At 59.9% G+C, this 14,231-nt stretch carries 19 protein-coding genes; 16 read left to right on the top strand and 3 right to left on the bottom strand.

Translation table 11 applies throughout. The annotated features are described in order from the left end of the window. Positions 1-7 precede the first annotated feature (7 nt). From AACY52_RS03170 to AACY52_RS03155, 4 genes are all read left to right on the top strand, one after another. A complete protein-coding gene (locus AACY52_RS03170) occupies positions 8-487 on the top strand; it encodes a fimbrial protein (protein ID WP_339427517.1) in 480 nt (159 codons plus the stop codon). A gap of 11 nt (positions 488-498) precedes the next feature. Next, positions 499-1,047: a fimbrial protein gene (locus AACY52_RS03165; RefSeq protein WP_339416240.1), complete on the top strand. Its 549-nt coding sequence runs from the start codon at positions 499-501 to the stop codon at positions 1,045-1,047. 101 nt (positions 1,048-1,148) lie between these two features. Further along, positions 1,149-2,120 carry a fimbrial protein gene (locus AACY52_RS03160; RefSeq protein ID WP_339416239.1) on the top strand — a complete coding sequence of 324 codons (972 nt, stop codon included), beginning with the start codon at positions 1,149-1,151 and terminating at the stop codon, positions 2,118-2,120. Between the two features lie 167 nt (positions 2,121-2,287). Further along, entirely contained in the window at positions 2,288-2,569 is a 282-nt protein-coding gene (locus tag AACY52_RS03155) for a hypothetical protein (RefSeq protein WP_339560238.1), read from the top strand. Between the two features lie 9 nt (positions 2,570-2,578). On the opposite strand, the gene AACY52_RS03150 is transcribed toward AACY52_RS03155, so the two are convergent. After that, a complete protein-coding gene (locus AACY52_RS03150; protein WP_339416238.1) occupies positions 2,579-2,809 on the bottom strand; it encodes a hypothetical protein in 231 nt (76 codons plus the stop codon). Here AACY52_RS03150 and AACY52_RS03145 point away from each other — a divergent pair. Further along, a complete protein-coding gene (locus AACY52_RS03145; RefSeq protein ID WP_339416237.1) occupies positions 2,808-3,068 on the top strand; it encodes a hypothetical protein in 261 nt (86 codons plus the stop codon). The genes AACY52_RS03150 and AACY52_RS03145 overlap by 2 nt on opposite strands. A gap of 11 nt (positions 3,069-3,079) precedes the next feature. Here AACY52_RS03145 and AACY52_RS03140 read toward each other — a convergent pair whose 3' ends face one another. After that, positions 3,080-3,433 (bottom strand): hypothetical protein, encoded by a 354-nt coding sequence (locus tag AACY52_RS03140; RefSeq protein WP_339427519.1) that lies wholly within the window; start codon positions 3,431-3,433, stop codon positions 3,080-3,082. 213 nt (positions 3,434-3,646) lie between these two features. Between AACY52_RS03140 and AACY52_RS03135 the strand changes: the two genes are divergently transcribed. The 4 genes from AACY52_RS03135 to ada all read left to right on the top strand — a co-directional run bounded on the left by AACY52_RS03135 (position 3,647) and on the right by ada (position 5,929). Further along, positions 3,647-3,949, top strand: coding sequence for a DUF1883 domain-containing protein (locus tag AACY52_RS03135; protein ID WP_027606593.1), 303 nt, complete (start codon positions 3,647-3,649; stop codon positions 3,947-3,949). A 20-nt stretch (positions 3,950-3,969) separates the two neighbouring features. Further along, on the top strand, positions 3,970-4,137 hold the full coding sequence (locus AACY52_RS03130) for a hypothetical protein (RefSeq protein ID WP_098467678.1): 168 nt from the start codon (positions 3,970-3,972) through the stop codon (positions 4,135-4,137). 4 nt (positions 4,138-4,141) lie between these two features. Continuing rightward, complete coding sequence (gene alkB, locus AACY52_RS03125) at positions 4,142-4,807, top strand: DNA oxidative demethylase AlkB (protein WP_339416232.1); 666 nt, start codon at positions 4,142-4,144, stop codon at positions 4,805-4,807. 75 nt (positions 4,808-4,882) lie between these two features. Continuing rightward, positions 4,883-5,929: a bifunctional DNA-binding transcriptional regulator/O6-methylguanine-DNA methyltransferase Ada gene (gene ada, locus AACY52_RS03120; protein WP_339496976.1), complete on the top strand. Its 1,047-nt coding sequence runs from the start codon at positions 4,883-4,885 to the stop codon at positions 5,927-5,929. Here the strand turns inward: ada and AACY52_RS03115 are convergent. Further along, positions 5,926-6,504: an ABATE domain-containing protein gene (locus AACY52_RS03115; protein ID WP_339416230.1), complete on the bottom strand. Its 579-nt coding sequence runs from the start codon at positions 6,502-6,504 to the stop codon at positions 5,926-5,928. The genes ada and AACY52_RS03115 overlap by 4 nt on opposite strands. Before the next feature lie 172 nt (positions 6,505-6,676). Between AACY52_RS03115 and AACY52_RS03110 the strand changes: the two genes are divergently transcribed. The 7 genes from AACY52_RS03110 to AACY52_RS03080 all read left to right on the top strand — a co-directional run bounded on the left by AACY52_RS03110 (position 6,677) and on the right by AACY52_RS03080 (position 14,230). Further along, positions 6,677-7,555 (top strand): alpha/beta hydrolase, encoded by an 879-nt coding sequence (locus tag AACY52_RS03110; RefSeq protein WP_339560237.1) that lies wholly within the window; start codon positions 6,677-6,679, stop codon positions 7,553-7,555. Positions 7,556-7,664: 109 nt separating this feature from the next. Continuing rightward, positions 7,665-8,723 (top strand): nitronate monooxygenase, encoded by a 1,059-nt coding sequence (locus AACY52_RS03105; protein ID WP_339494001.1) that lies wholly within the window; start codon positions 7,665-7,667, stop codon positions 8,721-8,723. A 119-nt stretch (positions 8,724-8,842) separates the two neighbouring features. Continuing rightward, complete coding sequence (gene modA / locus AACY52_RS03100) at positions 8,843-9,601, top strand: molybdate ABC transporter substrate-binding protein (protein WP_339560236.1); 759 nt, start codon at positions 8,843-8,845, stop codon at positions 9,599-9,601. Next, positions 9,602-10,282: a molybdate ABC transporter permease subunit gene (gene modB, locus AACY52_RS03095; RefSeq protein ID WP_339494005.1), complete on the top strand. Its 681-nt coding sequence runs from the start codon at positions 9,602-9,604 to the stop codon at positions 10,280-10,282. It begins immediately after the preceding gene. Positions 10,283-10,287: 5 nt separating this feature from the next. Then, the gene (modC, locus tag AACY52_RS03090) at positions 10,288-11,367 is read left to right on the top strand and encodes a molybdenum ABC transporter ATP-binding protein (protein WP_339427610.1); all 1,080 of its coding nucleotides are present in this window, start codon (positions 10,288-10,290) and stop codon (positions 11,365-11,367) included. 78 nt (positions 11,368-11,445) lie between these two features. Further along, positions 11,446-12,483 (top strand): DNA topoisomerase IB, encoded by a 1,038-nt coding sequence (locus tag AACY52_RS03085; protein WP_339427525.1) that lies wholly within the window; start codon positions 11,446-11,448, stop codon positions 12,481-12,483. Between the two features lie 124 nt (positions 12,484-12,607). Then, positions 12,608-14,230 carry an ABC-F family ATP-binding cassette domain-containing protein gene (locus tag AACY52_RS03080; protein WP_339560235.1) on the top strand — a complete coding sequence of 541 codons (1,623 nt, stop codon included), beginning with the start codon at positions 12,608-12,610 and terminating at the stop codon, positions 14,228-14,230. Position 14,231: the final 1 nt, after the last annotated feature.

Raw genomic sequence — 14,231 nt, 5'->3', positions numbered from 1 at the left:
AAGATCAATGACATGTTGGCCGCAGCGAGCATTGCTCGCGTTGTGCTCCATAGGCCTGTGCACGGGTGCATCGGCCAACCTGACGTTCAGCGGAACATTGAACGAACCGCCACCCTGCACGATTGATGCAGGCAACACGATAGAGGTCGACTTTGGCGATGTCGGGATCAGGCGAATCGACGGCGTGCAGTACCGCAGGGGTGTTGGTTACACCATCAACTGCGGCACCGACACACTCCCCTGGGAGCTGAAACTGAGCGTCAACGCTACAGCAACAGCGTTTGATGGCTCGGCGGTGCAGACCAACGTACCTGACCTGGGTATTCGGGTTTTTCAGAATAACGTGCCGTTCCTACTCAACACGCCAATGGACATAACCCTGTCGTCCCCACCGACCTTGGAAGTCGTCCCCGTCAAGCAGCCCGGTGCCGTGCTGACCCCCGCGAGTTTTACCGCGGTGGCCACGTTATTGGCCGAATACGAGTAGGAGCTGAGCTTATGCAACATGCGATGAACCCTAAAGGACGGCCATATGCCGGCGTGGCGTTGCTGCTGAGCTTCAGCCTGGTGCCCGCGGGGCATGCGGCGGACAACCTGAGTTTCAAAGGCAACCTGGTTGAAGAGGCTTGCACGATCCGCCCGGGTGACGAGGCAATCACCCTGGAACTCTGGGACGTGACCAGCAAGCACCTCTACATCAATACGCGCACACAGGGTAAGGGTTTCAAGGTTCACCTGGAGGACTGTGACACCACGGTTGGCAACACGGTCACCATCACGCTTGGCGGTAGGGAGAACGCGGCGCTACCTGGATTGTTCGCGCTCGATGTTGCCAGCGGGGCCTCAGGCATTGGGCTTGGTATAGAGACGCCGAACAACAAACCGTTACCCCTGAATACAGCCAGCGACGAACAGGTGTTGAGCGATGGCAGCAATGTGATCGAGCTCAAGGCCTATGTGCAGGGTGAGCCGGAAGCGATCAGGGATCAAACCATCGGGCACGGCAGGTTCACGGTGACCTCGACTTTTACGCTGGACTATCCATAACCGCCTCAGATAAACCTCAACTCTATTTCCTGGGCGGCTTTAGCGCACGGACCGAAAGTTCGTCGGGCGGTGCCTGGATAGAGGAGCAGCGAGAGATCAAAATGAAACGACTCTATGGCGCCATGGCGCTTTTCGTCCTGATGGCTGCTGCGATGAATGTGAAGGCAGCTCAATGCCGTGTGAATAACGGCCCATGGCAGCAAGTAGACAATGGCGGGACGCTAAATCTCCAGGTTCCCGTAACGGTCCAACTCGGTTCTGACGCAACCCGCATCATCCTGGATGGCGTGAGGCTGGAGTGCAGATTCACGCCCTACCCCAGCACCCCGACTTGGTGGGAAGACTATTGGGCGACGTCCATACAAGCCGGCCCCGCCTGGACGCCCGGCCCAAAATTCGTCAGCCAAGGCACAGGTTTGCGTATAAACGGGGTTTTCCGAAACACCCCGGTTCCGGATGGCATTCGGATTTCGACCATGCGCAACAACGCTGTGGGTGTACCCGTGGATGTAACGCCCTATATTTTGATACGCAATAACCCAACAAACCCTATCGACGTTCGGATAGGGGACGTCCTTGGTGTGTTGCGTCTAAACCAGACAAACAATTACAACACACAGCGGACGGGGCTCATGCTCACGTACACGGCCGCCAATAACTTCTCAGTCTCACCCTCTACGTGCACGATCAACAATAACAATCCAATCGAGATAAATTTCGGCAACGTAAATCAAAGGGAAATAGGCACTAACCCACTGACGACGCCCATCAACAGCAACCGCAGGCTCAATTACTCATGCCCGACCGGCGGCATCACCACGCCGATCACCATTACCTACAAAGGTATCCCGTCGTCGTTCGACACACGGCTTTTGACGATGACCAATCCTGACGTCGGCACGGCCCTGATCCGGGCGGGGTCAGCGGTTCCGGTCAACGGTTCATTCCTGACCCAGCTCACCAACAGCGTGGGGGGCGATGACGTGATCTTTTCTCTCGTCTCGCGCGCTGGAACCCTACCCGCGGCAGGGCCCATAACGGGAAGCGGTGTGCTCGTAATGGGGGTGCCATAACCCACGCACAAGGCTGAAACCGAAGGCCTCTTGCGTCACTTTATGGACTACGCAGTCACAGATATTATTTCTGCGACTGCGCATAAGGTGGCATTTAGCTATAAACTTGCGCCAACGCCTCACGACTGTGTCTGCGCTCCCTCCAACACCCTCGACGATGAACCCATATGAACAAGTTTCTGGCACTGATAGCGGTACTGGCGCTCGCCGGGTGCACCACCACCTCTGACGTCTACCTCAAAAACGGTGAGCAAGGCCTGACCATCGACTGCTCGGGCGAGGCCAATTCCTGGGCCAGTTGCTACGAAAAAGCTGACGCCTCCTGTGCGGGCACCGGCTACCGTATCATCGGCACCGAAGGCACACCCTCTCTCAAGGAAAGTGACAAAACCCTGGGCCAGGACGTTGGCAACTACAAAAACCGCAGCGTGGTGGTGGTCTGCAAGTAGGCATTACGCCTACATCTGAATGTCAGCAAACTTGATACCCAGGCCGCGAATGGTCTCCACCAGATCATCCAGGCGCGCAAAGGATTCGACTTCATCTTGATCGTCCACCAGGAAAAAACTGCGGCCGCCGCTTTTCTTGAAAAATACGATCCACTCCCCCAGGGCAGCAGGGTTCTGGATGATGTGAGTGGCCGATATCTGGCCTTCGGCCTGGCGAGCACTGACGTGTTCACGCTTCATGAAAGACTTCCCCAAAAAGACAAATGCCGCACAAACCGAGGGTTTGCGCGGCATTTTTGCATTGATCGGCAGACAGTTTAACGTATGCCCTGCCCTATCAGCACGCCCCTACGATCTGACCGTAGAAATTGACACCGTCATTGGTGGGCAACTTGACCCAGGTTTTCTCCCCACGGCCCTAGCCCGTCAACGCGCGGTAAAAAATCAGCATCACACTTGGGGGCCAGGCTTTTTCATCGGATGGAAAGTTATGCGGTGAAACGGGCCAGGTCAGCCGGAAATGCAATCCTCGCCGGCCTTCTTCACATCACCCGGACGGATCGGCACATTGGACATGCTCTCGTAGAGCTTGATGCTGCTACCGCTGGAACGTTCATCAATCTCGAAGATTGCCGAAGGGTCGGCCGAAAACTTCTGCGGCACAATGACTTCCATTCCTCCTTCCTTACGCGGCTCGATCTGCGACGGCCGGCGGGTCGCCGACAGCTTCTTCACCACACACGCGGCATATTCCTGCGGTTTCTTCCCGGAAATGACCGCCAAGGTCGGAGGGGTCTGCTTGATATCTGCAACCGAAGCACACCCACCAATCGCCAGGGCCAGAACCAACACACTCCACTTCATACTAAAACCTCCGATAAAGACCCTACGACAGCGGGGATAGTAAATTTCTCCCGCCCAAGTAGGATTTATCCCTGATAACTCGGTAAATAACTGTTTTAAATTGTCGACGTCGTTGAAGACGACCCGATAATAAACGCGCTGGGGCTGATAAACTCCATCTTAACCTACGTATCGTTCTGATTTTTCAGAAAAAGCCCTTCTGGAGACACCCTCATGAAATTCATCCACCAGCGCGAGCACCTCAACGAGGGAGACATTGTCGTCATCGAATGCTCGCAGACTTGTAATATTCGTCTGATGAGCGACGCGAATTTTCGCAGCTTTAAGAACGGCGGTCGCCACACCTATCACGGCGGCGCCTTCGACACGTTCCCGGCCAAAATCACCGCACCGAGCACCGGGTTCTGGAACATCACCCTGGACGTGGTCACGCGCCGCGCAATCAGCGTGACCCGCAAACCCGCGCTGTCCCACAAGATTCGCATTGTGCGCCGTACCAGCACCAAACTGAGCTGAACACTCGACAGGAAATAGCCGTGACCGCTACCACCAAGTACGTAATCAAATACAAGCTCAACGGCGAACGCCGCTTCGAGTTCGCTCAACTGCACACCAACAGCGTGGAAGAAGCCAAGCAAGCCCTGGCGAAAATTCACGATGCCAGTGATGAAATCACCGACATCAACGTGAGCAAGGCACTGTAAGCCGATGCCTGGCCCCACGACCGATCTGTTCGCCGATGACGCCTTGCAGCAACCCGCAGGGCGCGAGCAGATTGGCGAACAGTCCTACGTGCTAAGAGGCTATGCCCTGCCTTGGGTTGAGCGTCTTCTGCCGGAACTGCGCCGGGTCCTGGCTCAATCACCGTTTCGACACATGGTGACACCTGGTGGTTTTACCCTGTCGGCTGCATTGAGCAGTTGCGGCGATCTGGGCTGGACCACTGATGCCTCGGGCTATCGCTACTCGCCATTGGACCCGCGCAACCTGCAGCCATGGCCGCAGATGCCGGACGCCTTGCGCCAATTGGCCGTGTTGGCAGCGGCAGAAGCCGGTTTTCTCAACTTTGCGCCCGACGCCTGCCTGATCAACCGTTATGTACCCGGCGCGAAAATGGCCCTGCACCAAGACAAGGATGAGCGCCGCTACAGCGAACCGGTGGTGTCGGTCTCTCTTGGGTTGCCGGCGATTTTTCTGTTTGGCGGGCACGAGCGCAGTGACAAGCCCCAGAAAGTCTCGCTGTTCCATGGCGATGTGGTGGTGTGGGGCGGCGTGGACCGCTTGCGCTTTCATGGGGTGATGCCGATCAAGGAAAGCGTGCACTCGGTCATGGGCGCGCAACGCATCAACCTCACCTTTCGCACTGCCGGCTGATTTGACCGCAAGCTTCAGAGTGCCAGGTGCTCGCGGCGCGACTAATCTGGCCTGGCCCCGTCAAGAGTGCCAACCATGACCACCGAACACGACCCCCGCTGGGCAGCCATTCTGGCCCGTGACCCCAAAGCCGATACGCTGTTCGTCTATGGAGTGAAGACCACCGGCGTGTACTGTCGCCCGAGCAGCGCTTCACGCTTGCCACGCCCGGAAAATATCGAGTTCTTCGACACAGCGGCACAGGCCGAAGCCGCGGGCTATCGCGCCAGCAAACGCGCTGCCGGCGACCAGACCCAACTGGCAGCACACCATGCACAACTGGTGGCCGACGCCTGCCGGCATATCGAACAGGCCGACACCCCGCCCAGCCTGAACACGCTGGCCACGCAAGCCAAACTGAGCCCCTTCCATTTTCACCGGGTGTTCAAAGCCGTCACCGGCCTGACCCCCAAGGGCTACGCCAGCGCCCATCGTTCACGCAAAGTACGCGATGGCCTCAAGGGCCCGCACTCGGTGACAGATGCGCTGTATGACGCAGGCTTCAACTCCAATAGCCGCTTTTATGAGTCGGCCGACCAGCTGCTTGGCATGAAGCCCAGCGACTACAAAGCCGGCGGCACTAACACTGCGATCCTGTTTGCCATCGGGCAATGCTCGCTGGGTGCAATTCTGGTGGCGCAAAGTGCCCGTGGTGTGTGTGCGATTTTGCTCGGAGATGACCCGGATCGATTGGCGCGTGATCTGCAGGATCAATTTCCCAACGCCGAGCTGGTGGGCGCCGACCCGCACTTCGAACAGTTGGTCGCCCAGGTCGTGGGGTTTATCGAAGCGCCCGCGCTTGGCCTGGACTTGCCGCTGGATCTGCGTGGTACCGCGTTTCAGGAGCGGGTGTGGCAAGCCTTGCGCGATATTCCACCGGGGAGCACGGCCAGCTACGCGCAGATTGCAGCGCGGATCGGTGCGCCTAAGTCGTTCCGCGCGGTGGCCCAGGCCTGTGGCGCTAACAGCCTCGCGGTGGCAATCCCTTGTCACCGCGTAGTGCGCAGCAATGGCGACCTCTCGGGCTATCGCTGGGGCGTGGAGCGCAAGCAGCAGCTGCTGGAGCGTGAGAGCAATGTCTAACCCTGCTTGCGCTTGCGGAACTCGGCAACCTTATGGCGATTGCCACACAACGCCATGCTGCACCACCGACGCTTATGCGCCTTGGTGCGATCGTAGAACCACAGCACGCATTCAGGGTGTTCGCAGGTGCGGATCAGGTTGAAATCTGCCTCCACGAGCAAGGTAGCGGCAGCTTCGGCGATCGGCGAAAGAAACTGCTCCGGCGTTTGCAGTTTGCGCTGACGCACCAAGTGCAATTCACACGGTGCCGACCAGGACAATTGTGGATGGCTGACGGCCTTGCGCAAAAAGCCATTGAGCGCAGCCGGATCAGCCTGCTCGCCCGCCTTGCGTGCCTCCAGCAAGGCCCGGATCACTTCCCGCAGCGTCTTCGCCGTTGCCAGTAACGCCCCGTCCTCGAACGCAGGCGTCGCCCCCTCCTCGACCCAGCCCAAGCGTACCAACCAGCGCGCAACATCGGCGTCAGCCTGCCAGAACTCGAAGGGCTCGCCGTCGACGTTGGCGCAGGTGTTGAGCATGTCCAGTACCGGGTGATCGGCAAGGACATAGGGTTCCAGGGGTGCATGGGTGGTCATGTTCAATCCTCTTGGGCGCGACCCTATCGTAACCGCTATTAATTCATCCTGGTAGTTACCACGAACGATTAGCTAACCATAATAAACAATTTGACAGGTTACATTTTTCAGCGCAGCTTTTGAAAACGGTAACCCGTATATCAACCCAATCAAGTTACATAGGTGTCTCATCATGACCACTCCAGACCCCGTTGTTCACTACCGCCACATCGATGTCGATGGCGTACGCATGTTCTACCGTGAGGCCGGCGCACCGTCGGCTCCGGTGATGTTGCTGTTGCACGGTTTCCCCAGCTCGTCCCACATGTACCGCGACCTGATCCCCCTGCTCGCCACGCGCTTTCGGGTCATCGCGCCGGATTTACCGGGCTTCGGCTTCACCGAGGTGCCGGCCGAGCGCGATTACCACTACAGCTTCGATAACCTGGCAATCACGGTTGGGCATTTTGTCGATGCCCTGGCCCTGAGCCGTTACGCGCTGTATGTCTTCGATTACGGCGCACCGGTGGGTCTGCGCCTGGCGGTGGCGCACCCGGAACGGGTCAGCGCGCTGGTTTCGCAAAACGGGAATGCGTACTTGGAGGGCTTGGGCGACGCCTGGGCACCGATCCGCGCCTACTGGGCCGAACCGAGCCAGGCCAACCGCGAAGTCATCCGCAACGCGGTGATCAGCCTGGAAGGCACGCGCTACCAGTACCTGCACGGTGTGAACCAACCCGAGCGCGTGGCGCCGGAAGCCTACATGCTGGATGTCCTGCTCATGCAGCGCCCCGGCAATGACGAGATCCAGCTGGACCTGTTCCTCGACTACCGTAACAACCTGACGCTGTACCCGGCGTTCCAGGCCTTTTTCAAGGCGACGCAAGTGCCAACGCTGGTGATCTGGGGCCAGAACGACCCGTTCTTCATCCCGCCAGGCGCACACGCCTACACGGCCGACAACCCCCACGCCGTGGTGGAACTGCTCGACACTGGCCACTTCGCCCTGGAAACCCATGCGGCACATATCGCCGAGCGAATTCACGCCGTCGTGGGCCACGCCATCGACTGATGGCACATCACGAAACTGCACGTTCGTCCAGTGAATAAAACAGACTGGCCGGGTGCCAAGGGCCCTGTTAAAACAGCGTGAAGCCTCACTAACGCTGGAGACGCATCCCATGAGCACCTGGCCAGACACCCGCCTTCTCGACCTGCTGGGCATCGAAGTGCCGATCATCCAGGCCCCAATGGCGGTAGGCACTACCACTGCCATGGTGATCGCCGCCAATAATGCGGGCGCGCTAGGTTCATTGCCGGCCGCCGCACTGAGTATCGAGCAACTGCGCGAAGCGCTGACCGCCATCCGCCAGGCCAGCCCGCGCCCTGTCAACGTCAATTTCTTCTGCCATCAACCCCCGGAACCTGACGTCGCACGCGATCGACGCTGGAAAGAATTATTGGAACCCTACTACCGCGAATTGGGGGCCGACTTTGATGCGCCAACACCGGTGTCCAACCGTGCCCCCTTCAATGACGCCGCCTGCCAGGTGGTCGAAGCATTCCGCCCCGAGGTCGTCAGTTTTCACTTTGGCCTGCCGGAAAAGTCCCTGCTGGATCGGGTAAAAGCCACCGGCGCCAAGGTGTTGTCCTCGGCCACCACGGTGGAGGAAGCTATCTGGCTGGAACACCATGGCTGCGATGCAATCATTGCCATGGGCATTGAAGCAGGCGGGCATCGCGGCTTGTTTCTCAGCGAAGACCTCAACACCCAGATCGGCCTGTTCGCGCTGTTGCCACAAGTCGTCGACGCCGTCCGCGTGCCGGTGATTGCTGCCGGGGGGATCGGCGATGCACGTGGGATGGTTGCAGCATTTGCCCTGGGCGCCTCGGCGGTGCAGATCGGTACGGCGTACCTGTTTACCCCAGAAGCCAACGTCACGGCTTCGCACCACCATGCGCTGCGTCATGCCCAGGCCAGCGAAACGGCACTGACCAACCTGTTTACCGGCCGCCCGGCACGCGGCATCGTCAACCGCGTGATGCGTGAGCTGGGTGCGATCAACCCGGCCGCTCCGGCGTTCCCGACCTCGGGCGGTGCGCTGATGCCGCTCAAGGCCAAGGATGAAGCGGGCTTCAGCAACCTGTGGTCCGGTCAGGCACTGCGCCTGGGCAAAGACACGACCACGTATGAGCTGACACGCGAACTGGCGGAGCAGGCCCTGGCCAAGCTCAAGTAGAGCCCCCATCCGTGGCAACTTTGCACTGTACCGGCACTGGCCAACCGCTATATATTCCGATACATAGCGGTTAAGCTTTCTACCGACAACAAGCCGCACACCCTCAAAGGAGCTGCTTCATGAAGATTCACGCCTCACGCCTGGCCGTTCTGGCCGCAGCCCTCGTCTTTGGTTCGGCGCATGCCGATGAAGTCCAAGTAGCCGTGGCCGCCAACTTCACCGCACCGATCCAGGCGATTGCCGCCGACTTCGAAAAAGACACCGGCCACAAACTGGTCGCTGCCTACGGCGCCACCGGCCAGTTCTACACCCAGATCAAGAATGGCGCGCCGTTCGAAGTGTTCCTGAGCGCCGACGACACCACCCCGCAAAAACTCGAAACCGAAGGCGATACCGTCAAGGGGTCACGCTTTACCTACGCCGTTGGCACCCTGGCCCTGTGGTCGGCGAAGGAAGGTTATGTCGATGCCAAAGGTGAAGTGCTGAAGAAAAACCAGTTCAAACATCTGTCGATTGCCAACCCGAAAGCGGCACCTTACGGCCTCGCTGCCACCCAAGTGTTGGCCAAGCAAGGGCTGACCGAGCAGGTCAGAGACAAGCTCGTTGAAGGCCAGAACATCACTCAGGCCTATCAGTTCGTGTCCACCGGCAACGCCGAGTTGGGCTTTGTGGCCTTGTCGCAGATCTATAAAGACGGCAAAGTCACCAGCGGTTCGGCGTGGATCGTTCCAGCCTCCCTGCACGACCCGATCAAACAGGACGCGGTCATCCTCAACAAGGGCAAAGACAGCGCCGCTGCCAAGGCGCTGGTTGAATACCTCAAAGGGCCTAAAGCCGCTGCCGTCATCAAGTCCTATGGTTACGAGCTGGTCAAATAAATGCCGCTTTCGAGTGCCGATTTTTCCGCTATCTGGCTGACCGTCCAGCTGGCGTCACTGACCACCGTGATCCTGCTGATCATCGGCACTCCCATTGCCTTGTGGTTATCGCGAACCCGCTCCTGGTGGCGCGGCCCCATCGGCGCCATCGTCGCCTTGCCGTTGGTGTTGCCACCCACGGTGATTGGTTTTTACCTGCTGTTGGCCATGGGGCCCAATGGTTACTTTGGCCAGTTCACGCAATGGCTGGGCCTGGGCACCCTCACCTTCAGCTTCGCTGGGCTGGTCATCGGTTCGGTGATCTATTCCATGCCGTTTGTAGTGCAGCCCTTGCAGAACGCCTTCTCCGCCATTGGCACGCGCCCGCTGGAAGTGGCCGCGACCCTGCGCGCCAATCCTTGGGATACGTTTTTCACGGTGACTCTGCCCTTGGCACGACCAGGATTTATCACCGCTTCCATCCTGGGTTTTGCGCACACCGTCGGCGAATTCGGCGTGGTGTTGATGATCGGCGGGAATATCCCGGACAAAACCCGGGTGGTTTCCGTACAAATCTACGACCATGTCGAAGCCATGGAATATGCCCAGGCTCATTGGCTGGCCGGCTCCATGGTGGTGTTCGCTTTCCTGGTGTTGCTGGCGCTCTACTCCAGCCGTAAAACAAAGATGGGCTGGAGCTGATGTCAATGATTGATGTGCGCCTGCAACTCAAGTATTCGGGCTTTGCCCTTGAGGTAGACCTTCACCTGCCAGGTCGCGGCGTGACCGCGCTCTACGGGCATTCCGGTTCCGGCAAGACCACCTGCCTGCGTTGTATCGCCGGGCTGGAGCGCGCCGAAGACGGTTTCATCCAGGTCAATGATGAGGTCTGGCAAGACAGCCGCAACGGGGTGTTTGTACCACCGCATAAGCGTGCATTGGGTTACGTGTTTCAGGAGGCCAGCCTGTTTGCGCATTTGTCGGTGCGGGCCAACCTGGAGTTCGGCCTCAAGCGCATTCCCCGCCAGCAACGCCGTGTGGACATGGCCCAGGCCACGGAGTTATTGGCGATCGGCCACCTGCTCGACCGCAACCCCCAGCACCTTTCCGGCGGTGAGCGCCAACGCATCGGTATCGCCCGCGCCTTGCTCACCAGCCCGAAATTGCTGTTGATGGACGAGCCCCTGGCCGCCCTCGACAGCCAGCGCAAAGGTGAAATCCTGCCGTACCTCGAACGTCTGCACGACGAGTTGGATATCCCGGTGCTGTATGTCAGCCATGCTCAGGATGAAGTCGCGCGCCTGGCCGATCACATCGTCTTGCTCAGCGACGGCAAAGCCCTGGCCAGCGGCCCCATTGGCGAAACCCTGGCGCGCCTCGACCTGCCCCTGGCACGGGGCGACGACGCTGGCGTGGTGATCAACGGCACGGTCAGTGCCTACGACGAACATTATCAGTTGCTCACGCTGCAACTGCCCGACAGCGCCCTGCACATGCGCGTGGCCCACGCACCGCTGGCCGTGGGCAAAGCGTTGCGCATCAAAGTCCAGGCACGTGATGTGAGCCTCAGCCTGCAGGCAGAAGAACACAGCAGCATCCTCAATCGCCTGCCGGTGACGGTGACCCAGGAAATTCCGGCGGACAACAGCGCACATGTGCTGGTGCGCCTGGACGCAGGTGGCACGCCGTTGCTGGCGCGTATCACACGGTTCTCCCGCGACCAGTTGCAATTGCACCCTGGCCAGACACTGTGGGCGCAGATCAAGGCGGTGGCTGTGTTGGCGTAAGTAACCTTTTGGCACGACCGCAAACGGCTGCGGTCAATCAGACATACCGGCCTGATTTGTTGCCAAGGAACCCGCACCATGTCCGACTCTGCGCTACCCCGCGACCTGCATTATGTTGACGACACCCAGCCCGGCATCCGCCGCAAGACGCTGCGGGGCAAGTTCCAGTACTTCGACCCTAAGGGTGAGCGCATCCGCGATCCCGACGAGATCAAGCGCCTGAACGCCCTGGCCGTACCGCCGGCCTACACCGATGTGTGGATCTGTTCTGACCCGCGCGGCCATCTGCAAGCCACCGGCCGCGACGCCCGTGGGCGCAAGCAGTACCGTTACCATCCGCGCTGGCGTGAGGTGCGTGACAGCGACAAGTACTCTCGGCTGCAGCAGTTCGGCATCGCCCTGCCAAAATTGCGCAAACAGCTGGAAGCAAAAATCGCCGAACCTGGCTTCACCCGCGAAAAGGTATTGGCCACCGTGGTGATGCTGCTGGACGCTACGCTAATCCGCGTCGGCAATACTCAATATGCGCGGGACAATAAATCCTACGGGCTGACCACGCTGCGTACCCGCCATGTGGATGTGAAAGGCAGCGAGATCAAGTTCCAGTTTCGCGGCAAGAGCGGCGTCGAACACCAGATCAGCGTTAAAGATCGGCGCTTGGCGACGGTGGTCAAGCGCTGCCTGGAATTGCCGGGGCAGAACTTGTTCCAGTACCTGGACGAAAGCGGCGAGCGGCACACCGTGAGCTCACAGGACGTGAATGAATACTTGCACAGCCTCACCGGTGCGGACTTCACCGCCAAGGATTACCGCACCTGGGCGGGCACCGCCATGGCGCTGGCGGTGTTGCGGGAATTGGAGTGGCAGCCCGAGTCCGATGCCAAACGGCACGTGGTGGCAATGGTCAAGGACGTCGCCAAGCAGTTGGGTAACACCCCGGCGGTATGCCGCAAGTGCTATATCCATCCTGCGGTGCTGGATCATTTCAGCCTCGGCGAACTCTCCAAGCTGCCCAAGCCACGGCTGCGTAAAGGGCTCAAGGCCGAAGAAGCGGCATTGGCGATGTTCCTTGAGCAACTGGCGGCGGATTTGCCGAAAAAGGCCAAGGTGGGTTAGGCTCTGCCTCCCTTCTGACTCACGGGACGAGCGCCGACGTGAACAACTAAGCCTTCCAAAATGTATCTGCAACAGGCCGCCTGGCGCGCTTGTTGGCGTGTCCGACATTTTTTTGGAGGTGCTGATGACTGACGTCAACCGGCTGCCCGCCCTCGTTTCCCTGCAACACCTGTGTTTCCAGTTCGCCAATGGCGAAACCTTGCTGGACGACCTGAACTTGTCCATCGATCACACGCCCACCGGCATTGTGGGGCGTAACGGCCGCGGCAAAAGTGTCCTGGCGAAGTTGATCGCCGGGCAGCTGTCGCCCTCCTCTGGCACGCTGAATCGACCGCCCGATGTGGCTTACGTCGCGCAGAATGTCGTGATGGCGCCGGGCGAAACAGTCGCTCATCTCACCCGGACCGCTGCGCCATTGGCAGCCCTCGAACGCATGGCCCAAGGCGCCGCGCAGGACGACGACCTGGCGTTGATCGACGACCGCTGGAACCTCGCCGAGCGTTTGCGCAGCGCCTTGGATGCGGCGGGTCTCTCTCAGCTTAATGTTGATACCCCTGTCGACCAACTCAGCGGCGGCCAGTTCGCCCGCGTCGCGGTCATCGGAGCGCTGTTGGCCGCGCCACACCTGCTGGTGCTCGACGAACCCACCAACCACCTCGACAGCGACGGCCGTGCCTGGCTGCTGCGAGTGCTCGCTGATTGGCGTGGCGGCCTGGTGGTGGTCAGCCATGATCGGCAATTGCTCAACGCCATGGGGCGCATCATCGAACTGTCATCCCTCGGCGTCCGAGTGTATGGCGGCAACTACGATGCTTATCGCCTTCAGCGCGATGCCGGGCAACAGGCTGCCGTCGCCGCACTGGAACACGCACGCCTGGCGCGCAGCCGCGAACGGCGGCGCCTGCAAAAGGACCATGACAACCTGCAACGCAATGCCGCCCACTCACGCAAACAGGCGGAAACAGCCAACGTCGACCGTTTCACAAAAGCCCGCTGGAAAGGCGCCGCCACGGAAATCCTCAGCAGCGTGCGCAGCGCGCATGGGCAACACAAACAGGCGTTGGATGCCCAGGTGCGCCAGGCCTACGAAAAGGTACTGGATGAAACGCCAACGCTGTTGGCATTGCCCGCCTCAGCGGTGCCCTATGGCCGGAAGGTGCTGGCGTTGGTCGACGCGCAATTGCCATGGCTGCCCTCGACCTGCCTCAACCTGCACCTTGCCGGCCCGGTACGCGTCGCTGTGCGTGGGCCGAACGGGTGCGGCAAATCCACGTTACTCAAGGTGCTGGCGGGTGAATGGCAAGCGGTCAATGGCGTCTGCAGCGTGCAGGTGCCGAGTGCCTATATCGACCAGCCTCTTGCGCTGCTGGACGACCAGCGTTCCATCGTCGAGCACCTCAATCTGCTCGACTCGCCACTGGCCGAAGCCGAATTGCGCACGCGCCTGGCGTTGCTGCAACTGGACGCCTTGCGCGTGACCCAACCCGCCGGGCAACTCAGTGGCGGCGAGCGCTTGAAGGCCGCGATGGCGATTGCCTTGTGGCGCGAAGTGCCGGCGCAACTGTTATTGCTGGACGAGCCGACCAACCACTTGGACGTGGAATCGGTGATGGCCTTTGAACAGGCGCTGCAAGGTTTTACGGGGGCGATGATGGTGGTGTCCCATGATGCGGATTTCGTGCAAGCGATCAGGCCGACCCACTTTTTCACCTGGCAGCCTACGGGCTGGTGCCTAGAGTGTGTCTGAG

Source organism: Pseudomonas sp. EA_65y_Pfl1_P113 (genome assembly GCF_963970525.1).
In the GTDB taxonomy this organism is placed as follows: Bacteria; Pseudomonadota; Gammaproteobacteria; order Pseudomonadales; family Pseudomonadaceae; genus Aquipseudomonas; species Aquipseudomonas tritici.
The sequence above is the reverse complement of the archived record's forward strand: the minus strand, read 5'-3'. Positions and strand labels throughout refer to the sequence as shown.